This is a genomic window from Tabrizicola piscis, from assembly GCF_003940805.1.
Taxonomy (GTDB): Bacteria; Pseudomonadota; Alphaproteobacteria; order Rhodobacterales; family Rhodobacteraceae; genus Tabrizicola; species Tabrizicola piscis.
In genome coordinates this window covers 1,203,708-1,224,968 of sequence record NZ_CP034328.1, presented here as the reverse complement: position 1 = coordinate 1,224,968, position 21,261 = coordinate 1,203,708, and the positions used below count along the sequence as shown (strand labels likewise).

Here is a 21,261-nt window from a genome sequence, read left to right as displayed (position 1 = left end):
GCAGTAGCGCCCGAAACCCATCCGCCTGCCGCACCCCCGCTGCCCCACTCTCCGCCCATGGGCAAGTGGGTTGGCGGGGCATCGCATGTATACCTTCCAGGTTGTGGAAACGTTCGCGGCTGCGCCGCTGAATCTGGTGTCGGGAATTACTGATCTTGAATTGGTCGCGCGGGACGGCGCGGTCAAACTCTATACCGCCACGCGCGCGGGTGGCGGGGTCATGGCGCTGGACGTCGGCCAGTCGATGACGTTGGTCGATCAGGAACAGACGGCACCCGGCAGCACGCTATCTGCGGCGGCGCAGCTTGGCGTCGTGGCGGTAAATGGTGCGGCGCATCTTGTCGTGACCGGTGCCAATCTGGGCGGGGTTCAGGCCTATGCGATGGGGCAAAACGGCGCGTTGTCAGCGGGGCTGCAATTGCCGGGCAGCCTGTCGGGAACGCTATCGGCACAGACCTTGGTCGAGGTTGATGGGGCCACCTATTTCTACGCGGCGCGCATGGGCGAAAGCACCATCCACGCCTATTCCGTCAGCGCCACTGGCACGATGACCCCGGTCGGAACCCGGGTGCTTGATACCCCGCGCCCGGGCGTCGACATCCCGGCCCTGACCACCGTCCGCGTCGGGGCTGAGGATTTTGTGGTCAGCCTGTCCCTGAACGGCGATGTGATCCGCGTCCTGCCGATCGGTCCCGGTGGCAGCCTTGGACAGCCGCAGGTCATGGGCGTGCCGCAGGGGCTCGGGATCGCCAACCCCTCGGCCGTCAGTGCGGTTGAGGTGGGGGGGCTGACCTACCTGATCGTCGCCGCCTCCGGGTCCTCGTCGCTCAGCGTGATCGAGATTGCGCCCGGCGGGGTGATGCGGGTGGCCGACCATGTGATCGACACGCTGGATACCCGGTTTCAGGGCACGCAGACCTTGGCCACGGTCAGCCTTGAGGATCGGGTGTTTGTCGTCACCGGCGGCAGCGATGGCGGGCTGGCCCTGATGACGCTGATGCCCGACGGGCGGCTGGTCCTGGTGGCCAGCCAACTGCAGCTGCCGGGCCTTGCGCTGGACAACATCACCGCAATCGCCGCCCATCCCGTCGATGGCAAGATCGAGGTCTTTGTCGCCGGCGAAGGCACCGGCATCACCCGCCTGCTGGTGGACCCCGGCCCCCTGTCGCCGATCCTGACGGGCGGCGAGGAAGCGGCCACCCTGACCGGCACCTCCGGCGGCGACATGATCCTTGGCGGTGACGCGGCCGAGGTGATCTTCGGCGGTGCCGGTGCCGATATCCTGGCGGATGGGGCGGGGGCCGATACGCTGTCTGGCGGGTCGGGCGCTGACCTTTTCGTGCTGGCCAAGGATGGCGAGCCGGACGTGATCACCGATTTCCAGCTTGGCACCGACCGGATTGACCTGTCCGCCCTTGGCACAATCCACTCACTTGCCGCGCTGACGATTACCCCAACGGCCACCGGGGCCCGGATCACCTATGGCGATGAGGTGCTGGACATCATCGCTGCGAACGGCCTGCCGATCCCGGCAAGCGCCTTCCGCCTGACGGATTTCATCGGCCTGTGGCACGCCCCACCCCCGGCCCCTGACACCAGCGGCTATCTTTCCGGGACGGTCAACTCGGACCTTGTGCAGGGGACCGATGCCAACGAGACCTTCTTCTACACCACCGGCGCAGATACCATCCTTGGCGGCGGCGGCTTCGACATGCTTGATTTCATCAACGCCAATGCCGCCGTGACGCTGGACCTGCAGCGCACGACCCAATCAAGGGGGCCAGCAGCGGGGCAGCAATACCAGTCGATCGAAGGCGCCTACGGCTCGCGCTTCGGCGACATGATGACCGGTGACAGCGCCGCCAACCGCCTTGACGGGATGGAGGGTAATGACCGCCTCTATGGTGTGGCCGGGAATGACAGCCTCTACGGCGGTCTGGGCAACGATACGCTGGATGGCGGGGCCGGTGCCGATATCCTGGATGGCGGCGCAGGTCGCGACCGCGTCAGCTACCGCGATGCCTCCGCCGTGCTTGTCGATCTGCTGCAGCCCTGGCGCAACACCGGCGATGCGGCGGGCGACCGCTTTGTCGGCATCGAAGACGTGGAAGGCTCGCGCTTCGGCGACATCCTTGGCGGTGACGGGCAGTCCGCTGTGCTCTGGGGGCTGGAAGGCAATGACCTGCTAGAAGGCCGCGGCGGCAACGATTCCCTCAACGGCGGCGATGGCGATGACACGCTGGTCGGGGGCTCTGGCGGCGACCGGCTGAATGGCGACGACGGGTTTGACATCGCCAGCTACATCGACAGCACCGCTGGCGTGACGGTGGATCTTCTCGACACTGACCTTTCCACCGGCGATGCCGCCGGGGACCGGTACAACTTGATCGAAAGCTTCCATCTGTCCACGCTGAATGACCGCTTCTTTGGTAGCGACCAAAATGATCTGGTGTCGGGCCTTGCGGGCAACGACTTTCTTGACGGTCGGCTGGGACATGACTGGCTGTCGGGCGGTTCGGGGAATGACACGCTGGTCGGCGGCGACGGGAATGACACGCTGCTGGGCGGGGCGGGGGTGGACCGGCTGGAGGGTGGGCTTGGCCGCGACCGGGTCAGCCACGCCGATGCGGCGGCGGGGGTGGTTGCGGACCTGACGACCCCCAGCGCAAACATGGGCGAGGCGCGGGGGGACAGCTACCTTGCCATCGAGGATCTTGAAGGGTCAGTCTTTGCCGACCGGCTGGCTGGTGACGCGCTTGCCAACCAGCTTCTGGGCCTTGCGGGCAATGACCGGCTGGACGGGCGGGCCGGCAATGACACGCTGGACGGCGGCGAGGGCAATGACACGCTGATCGGCGGTACCGGGGCGGATCTGCTGACCGGCGGCACGGGGCTGGACTTCGCCAGCTATGAGACGGCAACGGCAGCGGTGCGGGTCGATCTTGCGGGCCTGACCGCGAACAGTGGCGACGCGCTTGGCGACCGGTTCAGCGGGGTCGAAGGCCTGATCGGCTCGACCTGGGCCGATACGCTTGCGGGCGATGTGGGCGGCAATTGGCTGCAAGGGCTTGCCGGCAATGACCGGCTGGAGGGGCGGGGCGGCGATGACTCGCTGGATGGCGGCGCGGGCAACGACACGCTGGACGGTGGCGACGGCAATGACCGGCTGGACGGGGGGGCGGGCAACGACACGCTCACGGGCGGGGCGGGGGCGGACACGCTGCTGGGCGGCGATGGCAACGACCTTCTGCTATGGACCCTTGGCGGCGACCGGCTGGAGGGCGGGGCCGGGTCCGACACGGTCAGCTACGCGGGTGCCAGCCTTGGCGCGGTGGTCAACCTGGCCCAAGCCAGGCTGAACGCGGGGGCGGCGGCGGGGGATGTGCTGATCGGGGTGGAAGTGGTGATCGGCACGGCCCATGCCGACCGGCTGACGGGTGACGGGCTGGCCAACAGCCTGCGGGGCGAGGCGGGGCATGACTGGCTGTCGGGCGGTTCGGGGAATGACACGCTGCTCGGGGGCGACGGGAATGACACGCTGCTGGGCGGGGCCGGAGTGGACCGGCTGGAGGGTGGGCTTGGCCGCGACCGGGTCAGCCACGCCGACGCGGCGGCGGGGGTGGTTGCGGACCTGACAACCCCCAGCGCGAACACGGGCGAGGCGCGGGGGGACAGCTACCTTGCCATCGAAGATATTGAAGGGTCGGGCTTTGCCGACCGGCTGGCTGGTGACGCGCTTGCCAACCAGCTTCTGGGCCTTGCGGGCAATGACCGGCTGGACGGGCGGGCCGGCAATGACACGCTGGACGGCGGCGAGGGCAATGACACGCTGATCGGCGGTACCGGGGCGGATCTGCTGACCGGCGGCACGGGGCTGGACTTCGCCAGCTATGAGACGGCAACGGCAGCGGTGCGGGTCGATCTTGCGGGCCTGACCGCGAACAGCGGCGACGCGCTTGGCGACCGGTTCAACGGGGTTGAAGGGCTGATCGGCTCGACCCGGGCCGATACGCTTGCGGGCGATGCGGGCGGCAATTGGCTGCAGGGGCTTGCCGGCAATGACCGGCTGGACGGGCGGGCTGGCAATGACACGCTGGATGGTGGGGCTGGCAACGACACGCTGATTGGCGGGGCGGGGGCGGATACGTTCATCTTCAACGGCGGGCGCGACGTGATCAATGATTTCGCCAACGACGTCGATACCATCGGGCTCAGCAGGTCGCTGTGGACGGGGGCACAGCCCGGGCTTTCGGCGGTCCTTGCAGGGGCGCAGGTCACGGCGTCAGGCGTTTTCCTGACCCTGCCCAATGGTCATGTGCTGGACATCCGGGGGGTTTTCGATCCTTCTCTGCTTCTGGACGACATCGTGTTTCTTTAGGAACACTGGTTTGGGAGGCCCCATGGTGGAAAAGGTACTGGTCACAGGTGGCGCTGGCTATATCGGGGCGCATGCGTGCAAAGCGCTGGCGCGCGCGGGTTTTCTGCCGGTGACTTTTGACAATCTGGCCACCGGCTGGGCTGACGCGGTGAAATGGGGCCCTTTGGTTCGGGGCGACCTGATGGACCGCGCCAGCGTCGACGCGGCCATTGCTGAACACTGCCCCGTGGCCGTGCTGCATTTCGCGGCGCTGTCGCTGGTTGGCGAGTCCATGCAGGACCCGGCGCGGTATTGGCGTGTCAATGTGGGCGGCGCGTTGAACCTGCTGGAGGCTTGCGCCAAGGCGGGGGTGCGGAACTTCGTCTTTTCCTCAACCTGTGCGACCTATGGCGATCAGGACGGTGTCCTGCTGACCGAGGAAACCCCGCAGCGCCCGATCAACGCCTATGGCGGATCAAAGCTGGCGATTGAACTCATGCTGCGCGATTTCGGCGCGGCGCATGGGATCAACCATGTGATCTTCCGTTACTTCAACGTGGCAGGCGCTGACCCGGAAGGTGAGATTGGCGAACAGCACCACCCCGAAACCCATCTGATCCCGCTGATGCTGGATGCGGTCGCGGGCAAGCGCCCGGCGCTGACCGTTTTCGGCACGGATTATCCCACGCCGGACGGCACTTGCGTGCGCGACTATGTCCATGTGACCGACCTTGCGCAGGCGCATGTCCTTGGGCTGCAAGGGTTGCTGGCGGGGCGCGGCAACGGGGTCTTCTGTCTGGGCACCGGCCGTGGGTTTTCCGTGCGCGAGGTGATCGAGGCCAGCCGCATGGTCACCAACCGCGAAGTGCCGGTCGTGATCGGCGACCGGCGGGCCGGGGATGCGGCAGCGCTGGTCTGCTCCACCACCCGCGCCCTGACCGACCTTGGCTGGGATCCGCAGCACTCCACCCTGCGCCAGATGATCGGCGATGCCTGGGCTTGGGCGCAGAAGCCGGGGTTCACAAGCTGACCGCACGGCAAGGCGATGTCTTCAAAGACATCGCAGCGCAGCCTTCAAAGGCTCCGGTCCGGAGCTTTTGAAAACTCCGTGGGCCCGGCAGTGTCAGAACAGGTCCATGTCCTTCGGTCGTGGCACGGCAACCGGTGCCGCCAGCCCCAGCCAACCACCCCGGATCGGCAGCTTGCGTTCCGCCCCCCAGTCGCCGGTCACGGTCAGCACGTCGCCCTCCAGCATCACCCCCGCAACCGACTGGCCCGTCGGCCAGCGGACCGCGCCCAGAATGTGGCGCACCTCCACCGTCCCCATCGGGTCCAGCGCCAGCAGCGCAGGCTGGCCGGCAGCAGTCAGAGGGTCAGGCTCCTCCTCAGCGGACAGGCCCAGCATCTGCAGCGCAGCCCCATCCTCAACCCCCAGACACGCCTTGTGCCGCCCGTTCCAGGGCGCATAGTCCCGACCGCCGTTCGAATGCCACAGCATCGTCATCGGCAGCGCGCGCGCGTTCTTCAGGGACAGGATCAGATCCCCCTCCTCGGGCCGCACCACCGCCGTCCAGCCAAGGCTTGACCCGGGGTCTTCCACCCCCACCACGAAATCCTCATGCGCCGGACCCCATGGGTAGCGGTGCAGGTTCACCGTCCCGCCCTCCGCCCCCGGAAACTCCACCGCGTCCTCGTGCCGCCTTGGATAGGCCAGACACGACCGCCCGCGAGTCGTTTCAACCGGGGTGGAGGGCGTCTCCCACCAGCGCTTGCGCGAAAAGCTCAGCTTTGCGCCATTGGGCAGCGACACCATCGCATGGTTGGCCACCGGCAACCGGCCACTGCCGCCGATGAACAGGTGGCGCTGGTAGACAAAGGGCTGGTCATCGGTGACCGACAGTTCCTTGACCACCGTCGCCCCGGACACCGCGCCCTCCAGCGCCGCGCGCAACGTGCCGGGCTCCGACGGCATCACCCGCCAGTCGCCGTTTGCCGTCAGCCCGTGCAACCCCTCGGGGCTCGCCCCCATCGGGGCGGCCAGGAAATCGCCCCCCAGCCAGCGCTGGTGCGGTGGCGCGTCGGGCGGCACCTCATCCTCGGCCCAGGGGGCGCGGTGCAGCGGGGTGATCGTGGCACCCTCATCGCTGACGCTGAACCCGTCCAGCACGCCACCCCTTGGCGCAAAGCGAAAGCTGATCCCACGGGCACGGATGGTCACGGTCATGGAGCGGTCCCCTTCTGGTCCAAGGGGCAGGCTAGCGCCCCGCACCGCCCCGCTGCAAGGCCCACCAAGACAACTGGCATGTCAGTTTGCTTGCCGCTAGTCTGGCCCCAAATCGAAACGGAGGGACGGATATGGGACGGCTGGACGGCAAGACGGTCTTTGTGACAGCGGCAGGGCAGGGGATCGGCCGGGCCTCGGCCCTTGCCATGGCGCGTGAGGGCGCGCGGGTCATCGCGACGGATGTGAACGGCGATACACTGGCCGACCTTGCCGCCGCAGGCTGTGCCACCCGCGTCCTGAACGTGCGCGACGCCGCAGCGATCACCGCCACCTTCGCCGAGGTTGGCACCCCGGATGTCCTGTTCAACTGCGCGGGCTTTGTCGCCAACGGCACGATCCTTGATTGTGACGAGGACGCCTGGGCCTTCAGCCTCGACCTGAACCTGACCGCGATGTACCGCATGTGCCGGGCCGTGCTGCCTGGGATGGTGGACCGGGGCCATGGCAACATCGTCAACATGGCCTCGGCCGTGGGGTCGATCATCGCGGCGCCAAACCGTTTCGTCTACGGTGTGACCAAGGCCGGCGTGATCGGCCTGACCAAGGCCATCGCGGCGGATTTCGTCACGAAGGGCATCCGCTGCAACTGCGTCTGCCCCGGCACGGTCGACAGCCCGTCGCTGAACCAGCGGATGCGCGACACTGGCGATTACGACGCCGCCCGCAAGGCCTTTGTCGCCCGCCAGCCGATGGGCCGGATCGCCACGGCGGATGAGATTGCGGCACTGGTCGTCTATCTGGCGTCGGACGAATCGTCCTTCACCACGGGTGTCCCGCATGTGATCGACGGCGGCTGGTCCAACGTCTGACACTCTTGGCCTGGGGGCAGGACGACCCCCGCGCAACATCAGCTTGGGCAGCACCCCGCGCCCAAGCTGTCGTCGCCATCGTCGAGCGGGGTCAGCACCTCGGCAATCTCGCGTCGCAGCCATGCCAGCCCCGGCGCGGCGGCGTTCCGGCGGTGCCATGCCTGACAAAGCGTGACCTTGGGCAGGCTGAAGGGCAGGGCATGCACCCGCAGCCCGGCAACCATCGCCGCCCGTTCCGCCTGACGCCGGGGAACGATGCCGACCAGATCGCTGGCGGACACGGCCCGCCAGACGGCGGTAAAGCTGGGCACGGTCAGCACCAATGTGCGGTCGCAGCCAAGGTCGGCCAGCACGCGGTCCTCCATCTCGGGCACCCCCTCGGTCACGCGAAAGGCGACGTGGCGCAGCTTGGCATAGACGTCCATCGGAATTGCGGCACCCTCCGGCAGCCGCAACCGGGTCAGGATCGGATGTCCCCGGCGCGCAACGATCCGGTAGTCCGTCCGCAGCACCACCTCATTCTCCAGCCAGTCCGGGCAGATCGCCTGTGGCATAAGCATCAGGTCCAGCCGCCCCTCGCGCAGGTCATCCCACAAGGCAGTGGAGAGCGCATCGCTATAGCGCAGCGTGATGCCGGGGGCGGTCCGCTCCAGCCGCCCCATCAGGTCAGGCAGCAGCATTTCCGTAAAGAAATCCGGCCCGGCAAAGCGAAAGGTCGCCGTCGCCGTCGCCGGGTCAAAGGCGGGGCGGGACAGCAGCCGTTCCGCTTCTTCAAGCAGCGCGCGCAGGGGCTGGGCCAAGCCAAGCGCGAACTCCGTCGGCTGCAAGGATTGGCCATCCCGCACCATCAAGGGATCGCCCAAGGCCGCACGCAACCGCCCAAGCGCGGCTGAAACGGCAGGCTGCGACAGCCCGATCCGCTGGCCCGCCCGCACGGTTGACCGCTCGCGCAAGATCGCGTCCAGCACCCGCAACAGGTTCAGATCGAAACTGGCTAAATTCATGGGGTGGATTGATACAATACAAACAATCAATTTCACAGATTTATCTGCCTCGGTCATAGGGCACCCGTCACGCAACTGAACGAGGCCCCGATGACCCCCCAAACCCCCCGTACCCACCACTGGAACGGCGCAAGCTACCAGACCCTGCTCGCCGCCGAAGACACCGGCGGGTCGCTTTCCATCCTGCTGGTCGCCGCCCCGGCCCATTCCGGCCCGCCGAGCCATATTCACGCGGCAGAGGATGAGGTGTTCTTCATTCTGGACGGAAGCATCGACTTTCAGGTCGGTCAGGACCGCTTCACCTGCGGTCCGATGCAGACGGCCTTCGTGCCGCGCGGTGTCGTCCATTCCTTTCGTACCGGACCGGAGGGCGCACGGGGGCTTGGCGTGATGACCCCCGGCGGGTTTGAAGGCTTCTTTGCTGAAATGGCGCGATCGGGCCTGCAACTGCCGCAAGACCTTGCCGCCGTGCGGGCCATCGCCGCGCGCTATGGCTCGCACTTCACCGGCCCCGGCCTTGCCCAGATGGGGCGTCAGGATGCGTGACCCGGCCTTTGTCCTGCTGCTTGCCGCCGCGCTCTGCGTCTTGGGTGGCATGCTTTGGGGGATCCAGATGGCGGTCAGCGGTGACCATCTGCTGGCCTCAGCCCATGCGCATCTGAACCTAGTCGGCTGGGTCACGCTGGCGCTGTTCGGCATCTACTACCGGCTGACCCCGGCGGCCTGTGCCAGCCGTCTGGCATGGGTCCACGCCGTCGTGGCGATTGCCGGGGTGCTTGTGATGGTTCCCGGCATCGTGCTGGTCATCCAAGGCGGATCGCCGGTGATGGCCAGCGCCGGAGCAATCCTTGGCCTACTGTCGATGGTCCTGTTCCTGACCACGCTGCTGCGGCACGGCTTTGGCCACCGCTGAAGGTGGTGGCCCGCCCCCCCGCCTGCACCCCTGCCTACCCCCGCGCCGTCGAACATTGGCGCGGGGGCCGGGTCCAACCTGCCCGGTCCAGGACGTCAAATCCTAAGGATTCCTTAACGCCAGCGCCAACTCATTGAATTTGCTTGCCCGGCGTGCCTGTCCCTGCCCGGGACACCTCCATCCCTAACCCGACCCTGCCTGCCACCTTGCCTGCCCGCCTCTGACCCGCTAGGAAACCCGGAACCCTTCGTTCCATGAGGCTTCCATGCGTCTGTCCCGCTACTTCCTCCCCGTCCTCAAGGAAAACCCCGCCGAGGCGCAGATCGTCAGCCACCGCTACATGCTGCGGGCCGGCATGATCAAGCAGCAGGCGGCGGGCATCTATTCCTGGCTGCCGCTGGGCTACCGCGTGCTGAAGCGGATCGAAGAGATCGTCCATCAGGAACAGATCCGCGCCGGGCACATCCCGCTTCTGATGCCCACGATCCAGCCCGCCGACCTGTGGCGCGAGTCGGGCCGGTATGACGACTACGGGCAAGAGATGCTGCGCATCAAGGACCGTCAGGACCGCGAAATGCTGTTCGGCCCCACGAACGAAGAGATGATCACCGACATCTTCCGCGCCCATGTGAACAGCTACAAGGACCTGCCCCTCACGCTTTACCACATCCAGTGGAAGTTCCGTGACGAGATGCGGCCCCGCTTCGGGATCATGCGGGGGCGCGAGTTCCTGATGAAGGACGGCTACAACTTCGACGTCGACAAGGACGCCGCCCTGCACGCCTACAACCGCCATATGGTCAGCTACCTGCGGACCTACGAACGGATGGGCCTGACGGCAATCCCGATGCGCGCGGCAAGCGGCCCCATCGGCGGGGACAACACGCATGAGTTTCTGGTGCTCGCCCAGACGGGCGAAAGCGAGGTCTTCTATGACGACCGCGTGACCGGGCTGAAGCTGGGTCAGCGGGACATCGACTATGACGACCGCGCGCAGGTCGCCAAGGTCTGTGAGGAGTTCACCACCCTTTACGCCCGCACCGACGAGACCCACGATCAGGCGGTCTTTGACAAGGTGCCGGAGGCACATCGCAAGGTTGGCCGGGGGATTGAAGTAGGGCAGATTTTCTACTTCGGCACCAAGTATTCCGCCGCGATGGGGGCCGAGGTTTCGACAGCGGATGGCGGCAAGGTTCCGGTCGAGATGGGATCGCACGGGATTGGCGTCAGCCGTCTGCTGGGCGCGATCATCGAGGCCAGCCACGATGACAAGGGCATCATCTGGCCCGAGGGTGTGACCCCGTTCCCCGTGGGGATCGTCAACCTGAAGCAGGGCGATGCGGCGGCGGATGCGGCCTGCGCGGGGCTGGAGAAAGCCCTGCTGGCCAAGGGGCTGGAGCCCCTGTACGACGACCGCGACGAACGGGCCGGGGCAAAGTTCGCGACGATGGACCTGATCGGCCTGCCATGGCGGATCACGGTAGGCCCTCGCGGGTTGGAGAAGGGCGTGGTTGAACTGACCAGCCGCCGCACCGGCCAGTCCGAGGAAATGAGCCCCGAGGCCGCCGTGGACCGCGTGGCGCAGATCTACCCCGGCATCTGATCCGGCGCGGCCGGACCCTTTCCAAAGTGGGGGTCCGGCCGCGTCTTGCGATACATCTCGCACAAGACGGCAACCGCGATGATCGTGGTCAGAAAGCCCATCGTCCGCAGGGCGATATAGTAGGCCAGCATGAGATTGCTGTCCTCGGTCACGCCAAGCGACACCAGTGCATTGCCGGAAAGAGCTGTCGCCGTGAGCAATGCAAAGCCGATGACGCCCGGTCCCAGCACCAGCCGCCACATGGTCTGAAAGCCCGAGCGAAGGCCTTGCGAAAGCCGGTAGCTGCCATCCCGCGCCACCGAAGCCGGAAGTGCGAGGCCGAAAAAGCTGAGCGTCACGAGGTAGATCAGCAGGAAGATCAGCAGCATGGCGGCGGGAGAGGGCCGGGCGAACGTACTGACGGCCAAGCCAAGCCCGATCCCGAGGGAAACCAGAAGCAGCCCGCCGCTCAACAGCGCGAACCAGCCGAACTTGAACGCGGGGGCGCCCGGGATGGACTTTGGCTTGCCAAGGGACAGCGTCTCATCGAACAGGAAATGCCGGTGGATCATGTAGGCCACGATTGTCAGGGCGACGAAGGAAACGGTCGATTCCGTTTTCGGCTGAAGGACCCACAGCATGACTTCGATGATGGCCGCGAAAACGATCAGGACGGGTAGCGATGCGAGAAAGAAGCGAAAGGACTCGCGGTAGATCCTGACCATGCGCGACTCCGTGCCTGCACCCGTTGATGCGCCAAGTCTGGCGCTCCTTGCAGGGGCCGGCAAGGGGCTTGCGCGCCGGACAGGGCGAAGCCGGGTCATCGGGGCGGATGCAGCATATCTGGCGTGGGGCCGCCTGTGTCTGACAGGCGTGTGTTGCTCCGGTTGACCAATGAGCCGGATGGCCGCATCCTTGGCCGCGAAAAGGGAGGCGGGAATGGCGGGCGGCTGGGCGCAGGACGGGGCGGTGAGTGAACAGATCGAAGCCTCGATCAACGATGAGTTGGCGCGGATGAAAGCGAAGGCGCGGCCCACGGGGACAAGCCTGACGCATTGCGCCGAATGCGAGGAGCCGATCCCCGAGGCGCGGCGGCAGGCGCTGCCCGGCGTCAAGCTGTGCATCGATTGCCAGCGGGCGCGCGACGGGCGGCCCGAAGCGCGGGGCGGCATCAACCGGCGCGGGTCCAAGGACAGCCAGATGAAGTGACACGGGCCCGGGGCTGACCCTGCGTCACATCGCGGGAAGGTGGCTTGATTTGTGCCCGGTCCGGGTCATCCTTTTGCAATAATTTCCTGCCACACCTGAGCCTATGACCCTGCCTGTCGATCACTACCGGATGAACAAGCGCGACCTGTCGCTGCATGAATTGCTTGCTGATGGGATTGTCCATGTGCTGGCGCTGCTGGCAGGGCTGATCGCCTTTCCCATTCTGCTGTACCATGCATTGCAGAATGCCGGGCTTGGCACCTTTGCCGCTTTGGCGGTCTATGCGGCTGGGTTCTTCCTGATGTGGGGCTTTTCGCTGGCCTATAACATGACGCCGCCAAGCGCGCTGAAGTGGCTGTTGCGGCGGTTCGACCATTCGATGATCTATGTCATGATTGCTGGAACCTACACCGCCCTGATCCCGCATCTGGAAAGCCCGGCATGGGCCTGGGGTCTGGGGCTGGTGGTCTGGACCGGGGCGGCCTTGGGCATCCTGGTCAAGGTGGTCCTGCCCGGGCGCTATGACCGGCTGTCGATCCTGGCCTACATCCTGCTGGGATGGGTCGGCGTGATCGCCATCGGGCCGGTGTCGGCGGCGCTGCCGTCGGTATCGCTTTGGCTGATCGTGGCCGGGGGGCGACCTATGTGGCAGGCGTGGCCTTCTATGTGTGGGAACGGCTGCAGTTCCAGAATGCGATATGGCATGGCTTTGTGGCGGTCGCGGCGGGGCTGCATTTCGCCGCTGTGGCACTGGCGATTGCCTGAAGCCGCCGTGCAGGTCACCTTGCGCCGCTGATCGGTGATCTGGCAGGGGAGTCGGGGTGAACCCCGACCTACATCACCACGACAAGATTGCCGGGTTTGTGGAAGCTTTCGGCGATGGCATGCGCCTTTTGCAGGTCTGCAAAGGGCAGGATCGGCCCCAGCACAGGGGTGTAACCGCCAGCCTGATGCAGCGCCAGAAGGCGGCGCATGGACGGCAGGTCATCCTTGTTCGTTCCGGTCAGAACCTTCCGCTTCCCGGGCCGGGGAAGGACAGCCGCGCCCAGCATCTGCGCCAGATCCGCGGTGATCAGGGCCAGTCTGCCCCCGGGCGCAAGGTGGGCACTTGCACCAGCCCAGCCCAGCGACCCCATCACATCGACGATCACATCGAAGGGGCCAGAGGGCAGGCCCTTGCGATAGTCGGTCACCTCGACCGCGCCAAGCTGGCGGGCGAGCGGGTTATTGGCGGGTGAGGCGGTCGCCGCCACATGCGCGCCAAGGTGACGGGCGATCTGAACCACAGCGCCACCGACTGCCCCGGTCGCGCCTGCGACAAGCAATCGCTCACCCGCAGCCAGCTTTGCGCGGTCAATCAGAAAGTCGGCGGCGGTCAGGCCACCGAAGAAGAAGGCGGCACCCTGTTCGAAGGTGAGCGTATCGGGCAGGGGCAGCACTGTGCCAGTGGCCTTGATGACAAGGTATTCGCGATGCGCGCCACCCTTGAAGCCGGTCAGACCAAAGACGCGCTGGCCCTTGGTGAAACTGGCGACCCCGCTGCCGACAGCCGCAACCTCGCCCGAGAAGGCCCAGCCGGGGGCAACGCGCGGACGACGGAGGCCGATGGCCAAGCGCATCAGCAGGCCAAGGCCGCGGGGCACCTTGCCGGACCGCATGCGGGCATCCCCTGCGGTCACCGGGGCTGCGCGGACGCGGATCAGCACCTCATCCGCGGCGGGGGTGGGGATCGGGCGTTCGGTGAAGGCGATGGTTTCAGGGCCGCCATAGGCCGTGTAGCTTGCAACTTTCATCTGTGGCCCCCGGGGTTTGGCGGGGTCAGTCGCCGTGGAAGCTGGGGTCAGGTCAAGCGTCTTTGACATAAGGTATTCCAAACCATACCCGATTGACCCGCGTGGCCGGGGTTCCTAGCGTGGCCTCAACATGGGAGGCGCGCGATGGCCAAGGCACTTGTCACCTGGGGCGGATGGGACGGGCATGAGCCTGACAAGGTCGCGGCGCTGTTTGCGGGTTGGCTGGGCGAGGCGGGGTTTTCGGTGACGGTGACCGATACGCTGGCCTGTTTCGATGACCCGGGGGCGCTGGCAGAGCTGTCGTTGATCGTGCCGGTCTGGACGATGGCCAAGATCGGGAAGGAACAGGCGCAGCACGCCTGCGCGGCGGTCGCATCCGGCGTGGGGATCGCGGGCTGCCATGGCGGGATGTGCGATGCCTTCCGTGAGGCTGTGGACTGGCAGTTCATGACCGGCGCGCAATGGGTGGCGCATCCGGGCAATGACGGGGTGGAGTATGGGGTGCGGATCACCTCGGACCACGCGCTGGTGGCGGGGGTGGGCGATTTCACGGTCAGGACGGAACAGTATTATCTGCACGTCGATCCGGTGGTGAAGGTGCACGCCGTCTGCGACTTTCCGGTGGTTGACGGGCCGCATGCGGCGAACGGGCCGGTGGCAATGCCGGTGGTATTCTCCAAGTTCTGGGGGCAGGGGCGGGTGTACTATAACGCGCTGGGGCATCAGGCGAATGTGATCAACCATGGGCCGGCGGCGGAATTGATGCGGCGCGGGCTTTTGTGGGCGGCACGGTAGGCCTTCGGCCATGATCGGCGCCCAAGCCGGGGCGGGGCGTTCCCGCCTGCGCCTGCCGCTGCAAGGGCCCGCACCTTGACCTTTCGGCCCCGGTCCCGCAGGTTGCGCGCAACAAAAAGGGCCGGGCAGATGGCAGGAAGAACAGCACCGTTCTCGGGCTTCGAGTTCATGATCGCGTGGCGCTACTTGCGGGCGCGGCGGGCGGAAGGCGGGGTCAGCATCATGACCTGGATCAGCCTGATCGGGATCACGCTGGCAGTCTTCGCGCTGATCCTGACGCTGGCGGTGCGGGCGGGCTTCCGGGCCGAGTTTGTCGACACGATCCTTGGGGCAAACGCCCATGTCACCGTCTATTCGGCGGGTGAGGTCGGCACCGACGGCCAATTCGTCCGCGGCTTCACGGCGGCGGATGCGATGGCCGCTGCATTGATGGAGGTGCCCGGGGTGACCCGTGCGGCCCCCTTGATCCGGGGCAAGCTGATGGTCACGGATGGTGAGCGGACCACGGGGGCCGAAGTCTTTGGCCTGTCGCCCGAGGCGCTCGCCTCGATCCCACGGGTGGGCGAGGGGGCTGAGGCGATTGGCGACCTTGCCCGGTTCCCTGACGGGGTTGCGCTTGGGTCCGGTGTCGCGCGCGAACTGGGCGTCACGGTGGGTGACCGGGTCCGGCTGATTGCACCCGGTGGCGTCAAGACGGCGATGGGCACCAGCCCCCGCGTTAAGGCCTATGAGGTGGTCTACATCTTCACCGCCGGGCGCTATGACATCGACACGACCCGCATCTACATGCCCTTTGTCGAGGCGCAGAGCTTTTTCAACAAGGAAGGTCTGGCCGACGAGATCGAGGTGATGGTCGAGAAGCCGGATGCGATCGAAGGCTATGCCCTGCCGATCCTGAATGCGGCCGGGCCATCGGCGATGCTGTGGACGTGGAAGGACAGTTCCGGCGCGTTCCTGCGGGCGCTGGATATCGAGGACAACGTGATGTTCGTCATCCTGTCCGTGCTGGTGCTGATCGCGGCGATGAACATCGTCTCTGGCCTGATCATGCTGGTGAAGAACAAGGGGCGGGATATCGGCATCCTGCGGACGATGGGTCTGACCGAAGGGTCTGTCCTGCGGGTGTTCTTCATCTGCGGCGCGTTCACCGGGGTTCTGGGCACCATTGCCGGGGTGATCCTTGGCTGCCTGACCGCGCTGAACATCGACGCGATCATGAGCGCGATCAACTGGCTGAACGGGGCTGAGGTCTGGGACCCGTCGATCCGGGGGATATACTCGCTTCCGGCGCAGTTGCAGATGGAAGACGTGCTTTCGGCGGTGGCCCTGTCGCTGGGGCTGTCGTTCATCGTCACCATCTTCCCGGCCCGGCGCGCGGCGCGGATGAACCCGGTCGAGGCGCTGCGCTATGAGTGACGCGATGCTGGAGCTTTCGGGGATCACCAAGGGTTACAACCGCGGCAAGCCGGCTGAGGTTGTGGTCCTGCGCGGGGCTACGGTGACCGTGGCCAAGGGCGAGGTCGTGGCGCTGGTGGCACCCTCAGGGGCGGGGAAATCCACCTTGCTGCATATCGCGGGGTTACTGGATGTAGCGGATGAGGGCACGGTCAGGCTGGACGGGCGCGAGATGAGCGGCCTTTCCGACCGCGCCCGGACCGAGGCGCGGCGGGCCGAGGTTGGCTTCATCTACCAGTTCCACCACCTGCTGCCCGAGTTTTCGGCGCTGGAGAATGTGGTGATCCCGCAACTCGCCAATGGCGTGCCGAAAGCGCAGGCCGAGGCGCGGGCGCGCGATCTGCTGGACCGTGTCGGGGTTGCCGCACGGGCTGATCACCGCCCGGCGGCGCTGTCGGGGGGCGAACAGCAACGGGTGGCGTTCTGCCGGGCGCTGGCCAATGGACCGAAACTTCTGCTCGCGGATGAGCCGACGGGCAACCTTGATCCGGCAACCTCGGACCAGGTGTTCGGCGTGTTGATGGCTCTGGTCCGCGAAACGGGGCTTTCGGCGCTGATCGCCACGCATAACATGGAGCTTGCGGGACGGATGGACCGCGTGGTCCGGTTGGCGCAAGGTCGGGTTGAGGGATGAGGAGGGGACGGATGATGCGCTTTGGATGGATGGTGCTGCCACTGGCCCTTGCGGCCTGCACGCAAGACGAGATGCCGACCGGGGCCGAGGACTTTGCCAGCTACTGCGCCGCCTGTCATGGAACGTCAGGCAAGGGGGACGGACCCGCTGCCGCAGGGCTGGCCAAGCGCCCGGCAGACCTGACGCAACTGTCTGCGCGCAATGGCGGGGCGTTTCCGGGGACGGCGGTCATGGCCAAGATCTGGGGCTATACCGGTAAGGACGGTGGATCGCCGATGCCGCAGTTCGGGCCGCTGTTGCAGGGTGAACTTGTGCCCTTTGACGGCGGCGACGGGATCGCCACCCCCACGCCCGTGCGGCTGGTCGGATTGGCCGAGCATGTCAGGCTGCTGCAGGCGAAGTGATCGCCGGTCAGAGGGCCCGGTTATAGCGGATGAAGGGGGTCACCTTGGCCACCCGGTCATAAAGCTGGCGGGCCTCATGGTTGAAGTCCTGCGTCAGCCAGTAGACCGAGGGTGCGTTCGCCGCATCGGCCGCCGCATAGACCGCCTGGATCAGCGCACGGCCAACGCCGGTGCCCCTCGCCACAGGGTCGACGTAAAGGTCCTGCAGATAGCAGGTATCCTCGATCTTCCAGCCGTGCCGGTGAAACAGGTAATGCGCCAGTCCCACGGCCTTGCCATCCACGGTGGCTATCAGCCCGTTGAAGTCACGCGGGTCCGACCCCAACAGCCGAGCGAAGGTGGAAGCAAAGACCGCTTCGGGCACGGTGGTCTGGTAGAAGTCCAGATAGGCCGACCAAAGCCGCCGCCAGTCCGCTTCGTCCCCCGCGGCGAGGGGGCGAATGATCGGGGTCGCGTGCGGGGATGGCGGCATGGGGGATCCTTCTGGCAGGTCCGTTCAGCATCGCTGCCTTTGCAGGCCTGCGCAACTGGCGGAGAACCTGACTATGGCCCTGCCGCGCAGGCAGGCATAAGCTGCGGCCAATTCCTAGGATCGGGGCAAATCGCATGAACGGGCAATTGGCAGAGCGGTGGCGCATGGCCCTGACTGGCGCGGCGGGGGCTGCATTTCTGTGGGCTCTGGTCGAGGCGGTAGAGCGGGACATGCTGGGCGACCGCCTCGCGCTGATCCTGCTGACACTGGTGGCCACCGGATTTGCAGCCCTTCTGGCGATGGCGGGGCCGATCGGTCTGGGCCGGGCCGTGCCCCGGGCGCTGGGCCTTGGGGTGGTCGTGGCGGCGCTGGTCTGGCTGGCCGGTCTGCGCCATGCCGAAGTTGATGGCCTTTTCGCCTCGCCCCTGCCACCCTTGGCGGGGCTGGCGGTGGCAAGCCTGCCGGTGCCGTTCCTGATTGCGGGTGCCCGCAATGGCTGGCGCGACTACCCGGCGCTGTTCCTTGAGGCCTGGTCAATCGTCGTGCGCTATGCCGCCGCCTGGGCCTTTGTCGGGCTGCTGTGGCTGGTGATCTTCCTGTCGGATCAGGTGCTGCTCATTGTGGGCGTCACCGTGATTGGTGATCTGCTGGACCATTGGATCGTGCCCGCCGTCATCACCGGCGCTGCCTTGGGTCTGGGCATGGCGGTGGTCTATGAATTGGCGGACCTGCTGTCGCCCTATCTGGTGCTGCGGCTGTTCCGGATCCTGCTGCCGATTGTTTTGGCAGTCATGCTGGTGTTTCTGGCGGCCTTGCCGTTCCGGGGGCTGGAAGGGCTGTTCAATGGTTTGTCGCCCGCGCTGCTGCTGCTGACGATGGTTGCGGCGGGGGTGTCGCTGGTGTCGGTGACCGTGGACCAAAGCGATGCCGATGCGACGCAAAGCCCGGTTCTGCGCCGTGCCGCACAGGGCATGGCGCTGATCCTGCCCGTGCTGGGCGGGCTTGCGGCCTATGCGATCTGGCTGCGGGTGGACCAGCATGGCTGGACGCCGGAGCGTCTGTTCGTGGCGCTGGTGGCGGTGTTGGGGCTGGTCTATGGCGCGGTCTATGCGCTGGCCGTTTTGCGGGGCGAAGGCTGGATGGCGCGCATCCGGCAGGGCAACATCGGCATGGCCTTGCTGGTGATCGTCGTTGCCGGTCTTTGGCTGACCCCGATCCTGAACGCCGAACGCATCTCGGCCAACAACCAGCTGACGCGGTTTGAGGCTGGGAAAACGGCGGTGGCCGATCTGGACATCCGCGCGATGGAGGGTTGGGGGCTGCCCGGGGAACGGGCGCTGGCCCTTTTGACCGAACGCGCGCAAGAGCCGGGGCAAGAGGCATTGGCCGCGCGATTGGCCGGGGTGGACGATCCTGCGACGGCGGGCCTTGACGCCGACGCCCGCGCAGAAGCGGCCCGGGTGCTGTCTGCCGCGATGCCGGTGCAGCCAACCTCGGCAACCGGCACGCGGGACATGCTGCTGTCAGCGGCGGAAACCTACATGCTGGCCGATTGGCAGGTCGTTTGCGACCGCAGGCTTGAGGATGGGGCGCCTGCCTGCCTGATGGTGGTGGCCGATCTGCTGCCAACCCAGCCGGGCGAAGAAGCGGTCCTGATCCTCGAACGCGAGCCCAGCTATGTCGAGGTTCTGGGCCTGTTCATGGCAGACGACGGGATGCTTCTGTCCAGATCGGTGATGCTGCCGGATGGCAGTTATCTGGCGACCGAGGATGCGGCGGCCCTGCTGCGCGATTGGGCAAAGGCCCCCCCGCCGCTGACCCCGGCGCTGTTGAACCAGCTTGGTACCGGTGAAACGGGGTTGATGATCCGGCCATGATGGCCAGTCGGATCCCGGGGAATGGTTGGAGTTTGTTAACCGTTGCCGGGTAGCATGACCGCAGAAACTACCATGGGAACTGACATGGATGCACTGCTGCTGCGGTCCCTACAGGGCTATGTCCGTGATACGTTCGGCCCTCAGGTCTGGCAGGCCATTTGTCGCCGCTCTGCGCTGCCGGTCGAAATTTTCGAACCGATGCTGCGCTATGATCGCGGCCTTGCCGACCGCGTGGCGCAGAACGCGGCAGACGTTCTGGGGCGGCCCGTCGAAACGATATGGGAAGACATGGGGACCTATCTGGTCACCAACCCCAGCCATGAAGGCGTGCGCCGGCTGCTGCGGTTCGGCGGCGTCAGCTTTGCCGATTTCCTCCATTCGCTGGAAGAAATGCCCGGCCGTGCCCGTCTGGCGATGTCGGACATCACGCTGCCCGAGATCCAGTTGCTTGAGGCCGGACCCGAGCAGTTCAGGATCGTCTGCCGGTCGCGTCTGCAAGGTATGGGGCGGGTTCTGGTCGGCATGCTGACCGCCATGGCCGATGACTATGGCGCGCTGTGCCTCATCGAGGCTGAGGGGCAGGACCGCATCACCGTGCGCGTGCTGGACACCGCCCATGCCAAAGCCCGCCACTTTGACCTTGCCATGCCCGAGCGTCAGGGATGACCGACAAAACATCAGCCCGGCAGATTGCCATTGGCCCTGACGGCCTGGCGCGCTTCATGCCGATGCATGTGCTGCTGGACAGCAATGAACAGGTGGTCAGTGCGGGGCCAACGTTGCTGCGGATTCTCGAAGGCGTCGCGGTAATCGGTGCCCGGTTCCAGGACCTGTTCGACGTGCGCGCCCCCGGCGGCGCTGTTACGGCAGCCGAGGTGCTGGAGCGTGCCGGGCACCGGTTCCGGCTGGTGCCGCGCAGCCGGGCGCGGGTGGGTCTGCGCGGCCTTGGGATGCGGCTGCCGGGGGACATGGTCCTTCTGAACCTGTCTTTCGGGATCGACCTGATTTCAGCCGTGCGCGAATTTGCCCTGACCGACAGCGATTTTGCCGCCACCGATCTGGCGATGGAACTGCTTTATCTGGCCGAAGCGAATGCCGCCGTCACCCGCGAACTGCGCGGTCTTAACCTGCGGCTGGAAGGCGCCCGCATCGCCGCCGAGGAAGAGGCGATGACCGATCCCCTGACCGGCTTGCGCAACCGACGCGCGGCCGATCTGTTTCTGGAACGGATGTGTCTGGCATCTGCCCCGTTCGGGTTGCTGCATCTTGACCTTGATTTCTTCAAGGCCGTGAACGACACGCTGGGCCATGCCGCGGGCGACCATGTGCTGGAAAGCGTCGGCCGCGTCCTGCGCGATCAAGTCCGGGCTGAGGATTGCGCCGCCCGCATCGGGGGGGATGAGTTTGTCGTTGTCCTGCCCGGCCGGACGGACCCGCAGACGCTGCAGTCCATCGCCAATCGCATCATCGGGCGGCTGTCCGAACCGATGGAGTTTGGGGGCAAGCCGTGCCTGATTTCGGCCAGTGTCGGGATCGTGCGGTCGAATGACTTTGCCAAGCCAGAGGCCGCACAGGTTCTGGCGGCCGCTGACCGTGCGCTCTACGCGGCAAAACATGCCGGACGGGCGCAGGCAGTGCTTTTGTGTGACGAGGCGGAGTGAACCCGCAGACAA

General features: G+C 66.3%; 20 protein-coding genes. 15 read left to right on the top strand and 5 right to left on the bottom strand.

Features of this window, described 5'->3' with window-relative positions; genetic code table 11:
• Positions 1 to 85: 85 nt before the first annotated feature.
• Positions 86 to 4,378: a calcium-binding protein gene (locus EI545_RS05830; protein ID WP_125324594.1), complete on the top strand. Its 4,293-nt coding sequence runs from the start codon at positions 86 to 88 to the stop codon at positions 4,376 to 4,378.
• A 22-nt stretch (positions 4,379 to 4,400) separates the two neighbouring features.
• Positions 4,401 to 5,387 carry a UDP-glucose 4-epimerase GalE gene (gene galE, locus EI545_RS05825; protein ID WP_125324593.1) on the top strand — a complete coding sequence of 329 codons (987 nt, stop codon included), beginning with the start codon at positions 4,401 to 4,403 and terminating at the stop codon, positions 5,385 to 5,387.
• 93 nt (positions 5,388 to 5,480) lie between these two features.
• On the opposite strand, the gene EI545_RS05820 is transcribed toward galE, so the two are convergent.
• Entirely contained in the window at positions 5,481 to 6,581 is a 1,101-nt protein-coding gene (locus EI545_RS05820) for a hypothetical protein (RefSeq protein ID WP_125324592.1), read from the bottom strand.
• A 131-nt stretch (positions 6,582 to 6,712) separates the two neighbouring features.
• Between EI545_RS05820 and EI545_RS05815 the strand changes: the two genes are divergently transcribed.
• The gene (locus tag EI545_RS05815; RefSeq protein ID WP_125324591.1) at positions 6,713 to 7,450 is read left to right on the top strand and encodes an SDR family oxidoreductase; all 738 of its coding nucleotides are present in this window, start codon (positions 6,713 to 6,715) and stop codon (positions 7,448 to 7,450) included.
• 38 nt (positions 7,451 to 7,488) lie between these two features.
• On the opposite strand, the gene EI545_RS05810 is transcribed toward EI545_RS05815, so the two are convergent.
• On the bottom strand, positions 7,489 to 8,454 hold the full coding sequence (locus tag EI545_RS05810) for a LysR family transcriptional regulator (RefSeq protein WP_164517230.1): 966 nt from the start codon (positions 8,452 to 8,454) through the stop codon (positions 7,489 to 7,491).
• A 90-nt stretch (positions 8,455 to 8,544) separates the two neighbouring features.
• On the opposite strand from EI545_RS05810, the gene EI545_RS05805 reads away from it, so the two are divergent.
• From EI545_RS05805 to proS, 3 genes are all read left to right on the top strand, one after another.
• A complete protein-coding gene (locus EI545_RS05805; RefSeq protein ID WP_125324589.1) occupies positions 8,545 to 9,000 on the top strand; it encodes a cupin domain-containing protein in 456 nt (151 codons plus the stop codon).
• Positions 8,993 to 9,367 (top strand): hypothetical protein, encoded by a 375-nt coding sequence (locus EI545_RS05800; RefSeq protein ID WP_125324588.1) that lies wholly within the window; start codon positions 8,993 to 8,995, stop codon positions 9,365 to 9,367. The genes EI545_RS05805 and EI545_RS05800 overlap by 8 nt, the downstream gene beginning before the upstream one ends.
• Positions 9,368 to 9,632: 265 nt before the next feature.
• Positions 9,633 to 10,970 carry a proline--tRNA ligase gene (gene proS / locus EI545_RS05795; protein WP_125324587.1) on the top strand — a complete coding sequence of 446 codons (1,338 nt, stop codon included), beginning with the start codon at positions 9,633 to 9,635 and terminating at the stop codon, positions 10,968 to 10,970.
• Here the strand turns inward: proS and EI545_RS05790 are convergent.
• Positions 10,955 to 11,674, bottom strand: a complete 720-nt coding sequence (locus EI545_RS05790) for a hypothetical protein (protein WP_125324586.1) — start codon at positions 11,672 to 11,674, stop codon at positions 10,955 to 10,957. The two genes, proS and EI545_RS05790, sit on opposite strands and share 16 nt — an antisense overlap.
• 214 nt (positions 11,675 to 11,888) lie before the next feature.
• On the opposite strand from EI545_RS05790, the gene EI545_RS05785 reads away from it, so the two are divergent.
• Positions 11,889 to 12,158 (top strand): DksA/TraR family C4-type zinc finger protein, encoded by a 270-nt coding sequence (locus EI545_RS05785; RefSeq protein ID WP_125324585.1) that lies wholly within the window; start codon positions 11,889 to 11,891, stop codon positions 12,156 to 12,158.
• Positions 12,159 to 12,261: 103 nt separating this feature from the next.
• On the top strand, positions 12,262 to 12,954 hold the full coding sequence (gene trhA, locus EI545_RS05780; RefSeq protein WP_216842498.1) for a PAQR family membrane homeostasis protein TrhA: 693 nt from the start codon (positions 12,262 to 12,264) through the stop codon (positions 12,952 to 12,954).
• 37 nt (positions 12,955 to 12,991) lie between these two features.
• On the opposite strand, the gene EI545_RS05775 is transcribed toward trhA, so the two are convergent.
• Positions 12,992 to 13,951 (bottom strand): NAD(P)-dependent alcohol dehydrogenase, encoded by a 960-nt coding sequence (locus tag EI545_RS05775; RefSeq protein ID WP_164517229.1) that lies wholly within the window; start codon positions 13,949 to 13,951, stop codon positions 12,992 to 12,994.
• 144 nt (positions 13,952 to 14,095) lie between these two features.
• Between EI545_RS05775 and EI545_RS05770 the strand changes: the two genes are divergently transcribed.
• From EI545_RS05770 to EI545_RS05755, 4 genes are all read left to right on the top strand, one after another.
• Positions 14,096 to 14,746 (top strand): ThuA domain-containing protein, encoded by a 651-nt coding sequence (locus EI545_RS05770; RefSeq protein ID WP_125324583.1) that lies wholly within the window; start codon positions 14,096 to 14,098, stop codon positions 14,744 to 14,746.
• Between the two features lie 129 nt (positions 14,747 to 14,875).
• A complete protein-coding gene (locus tag EI545_RS05765; RefSeq protein WP_125324582.1) occupies positions 14,876 to 16,162 on the top strand; it encodes a lipoprotein-releasing ABC transporter permease subunit in 1,287 nt (428 codons plus the stop codon).
• Positions 16,155 to 16,835: an ABC transporter ATP-binding protein gene (locus EI545_RS05760; RefSeq protein WP_125324581.1), complete on the top strand. Its 681-nt coding sequence runs from the start codon at positions 16,155 to 16,157 to the stop codon at positions 16,833 to 16,835. Before EI545_RS05765 ends, EI545_RS05760 begins: the two co-directional genes overlap by 8 nt.
• Before the next feature lie 11 nt (positions 16,836 to 16,846).
• Positions 16,847 to 17,239, top strand: a complete 393-nt coding sequence (locus EI545_RS05755; protein WP_425471635.1) for a c-type cytochrome — start codon at positions 16,847 to 16,849, stop codon at positions 17,237 to 17,239.
• A gap of 7 nt (positions 17,240 to 17,246) precedes the next feature.
• On the opposite strand, the gene EI545_RS05750 is transcribed toward EI545_RS05755, so the two are convergent.
• On the bottom strand, positions 17,247 to 17,711 hold the full coding sequence (locus EI545_RS05750; RefSeq protein ID WP_125324580.1) for a GNAT family N-acetyltransferase: 465 nt from the start codon (positions 17,709 to 17,711) through the stop codon (positions 17,247 to 17,249).
• A gap of 134 nt (positions 17,712 to 17,845) precedes the next feature.
• Between EI545_RS05750 and EI545_RS05745 the strand changes: the two genes are divergently transcribed.
• From EI545_RS05745 to EI545_RS05735, 3 genes are read left to right on the top strand one after another with little or no spacing between them, the layout of a single operon-like run.
• Positions 17,846 to 19,588, top strand: coding sequence for a DUF4153 domain-containing protein (locus EI545_RS05745; protein WP_125324579.1), 1,743 nt, complete (start codon positions 17,846 to 17,848; stop codon positions 19,586 to 19,588).
• 54 nt (positions 19,589 to 19,642) lie between these two features.
• Positions 19,643 to 20,254, top strand: a complete 612-nt coding sequence (locus tag EI545_RS05740; RefSeq protein WP_245990307.1) for a heme NO-binding domain-containing protein — start codon at positions 19,643 to 19,645, stop codon at positions 20,252 to 20,254.
• Positions 20,251 to 21,249, top strand: coding sequence for a GGDEF domain-containing protein (locus EI545_RS05735; protein WP_125324578.1), 999 nt, complete (start codon positions 20,251 to 20,253; stop codon positions 21,247 to 21,249). Before EI545_RS05740 ends, EI545_RS05735 begins: the two co-directional genes overlap by 4 nt.
• Positions 21,250 to 21,261: the final 12 nt, after the last annotated feature.

Bases quoted from the DNA above. Each gene is read 5' to 3' on its own strand.
- EI545_RS05830 (WP_125324594.1), top strand. From the start codon at position 86: ATGTATACCTTCCAGGTTGTGGAAACGTTCGCGGCTGCGCCGCTGAAT.
- galE (WP_125324593.1), top strand. From the start codon at position 4,401: ATGGTGGAAAAGGTACTGGTCACAGGTGGCGCTGGCTATATCGGGGCG.
- EI545_RS05820 (WP_125324592.1), bottom strand. From the start codon at position 6,581: ATGACCGTGACCATCCGTGCCCGTGGGATCAGCTTTCGCTTTGCGCCA.
- EI545_RS05815 (WP_125324591.1), top strand. From the start codon at position 6,713: ATGGGACGGCTGGACGGCAAGACGGTCTTTGTGACAGCGGCAGGGCAG.
- EI545_RS05810 (WP_164517230.1), bottom strand. From the start codon at position 8,454: ATGAATTTAGCCAGTTTCGATCTGAACCTGTTGCGGGTGCTGGACGCG.
- EI545_RS05805 (WP_125324589.1), top strand. From the start codon at position 8,545: ATGACCCCCCAAACCCCCCGTACCCACCACTGGAACGGCGCAAGCTAC.
- EI545_RS05800 (WP_125324588.1), top strand. From the start codon at position 8,993: ATGCGTGACCCGGCCTTTGTCCTGCTGCTTGCCGCCGCGCTCTGCGTC.
- proS (WP_125324587.1), top strand. From the start codon at position 9,633: ATGCGTCTGTCCCGCTACTTCCTCCCCGTCCTCAAGGAAAACCCCGCC.
- EI545_RS05790 (WP_125324586.1), bottom strand. From the start codon at position 11,674: ATGGTCAGGATCTACCGCGAGTCCTTTCGCTTCTTTCTCGCATCGCTA.
- EI545_RS05785 (WP_125324585.1), top strand. From the start codon at position 11,889: ATGGCGGGCGGCTGGGCGCAGGACGGGGCGGTGAGTGAACAGATCGAA.
- trhA (WP_216842498.1), top strand. From the start codon at position 12,262: ATGACCCTGCCTGTCGATCACTACCGGATGAACAAGCGCGACCTGTCG.
- EI545_RS05775 (WP_164517229.1), bottom strand. From the start codon at position 13,951: ATGAAAGTTGCAAGCTACACGGCCTATGGCGGCCCTGAAACCATCGCC.
- EI545_RS05770 (WP_125324583.1), top strand. From the start codon at position 14,096: ATGGCCAAGGCACTTGTCACCTGGGGCGGATGGGACGGGCATGAGCCT.
- EI545_RS05765 (WP_125324582.1), top strand. From the start codon at position 14,876: ATGGCAGGAAGAACAGCACCGTTCTCGGGCTTCGAGTTCATGATCGCG.
- EI545_RS05760 (WP_125324581.1), top strand. From the start codon at position 16,155: ATGAGTGACGCGATGCTGGAGCTTTCGGGGATCACCAAGGGTTACAAC.
- EI545_RS05755 (WP_425471635.1), top strand. From the start codon at position 16,847: ATGATGCGCTTTGGATGGATGGTGCTGCCACTGGCCCTTGCGGCCTGC.
- EI545_RS05750 (WP_125324580.1), bottom strand. From the start codon at position 17,711: ATGCCGCCATCCCCGCACGCGACCCCGATCATTCGCCCCCTCGCCGCG.
- EI545_RS05745 (WP_125324579.1), top strand. From the start codon at position 17,846: ATGAACGGGCAATTGGCAGAGCGGTGGCGCATGGCCCTGACTGGCGCG.
- EI545_RS05740 (WP_245990307.1), top strand. From the start codon at position 19,643: ATGACCGCAGAAACTACCATGGGAACTGACATGGATGCACTGCTGCTG.
- EI545_RS05735 (WP_125324578.1), top strand. From the start codon at position 20,251: ATGACCGACAAAACATCAGCCCGGCAGATTGCCATTGGCCCTGACGGC.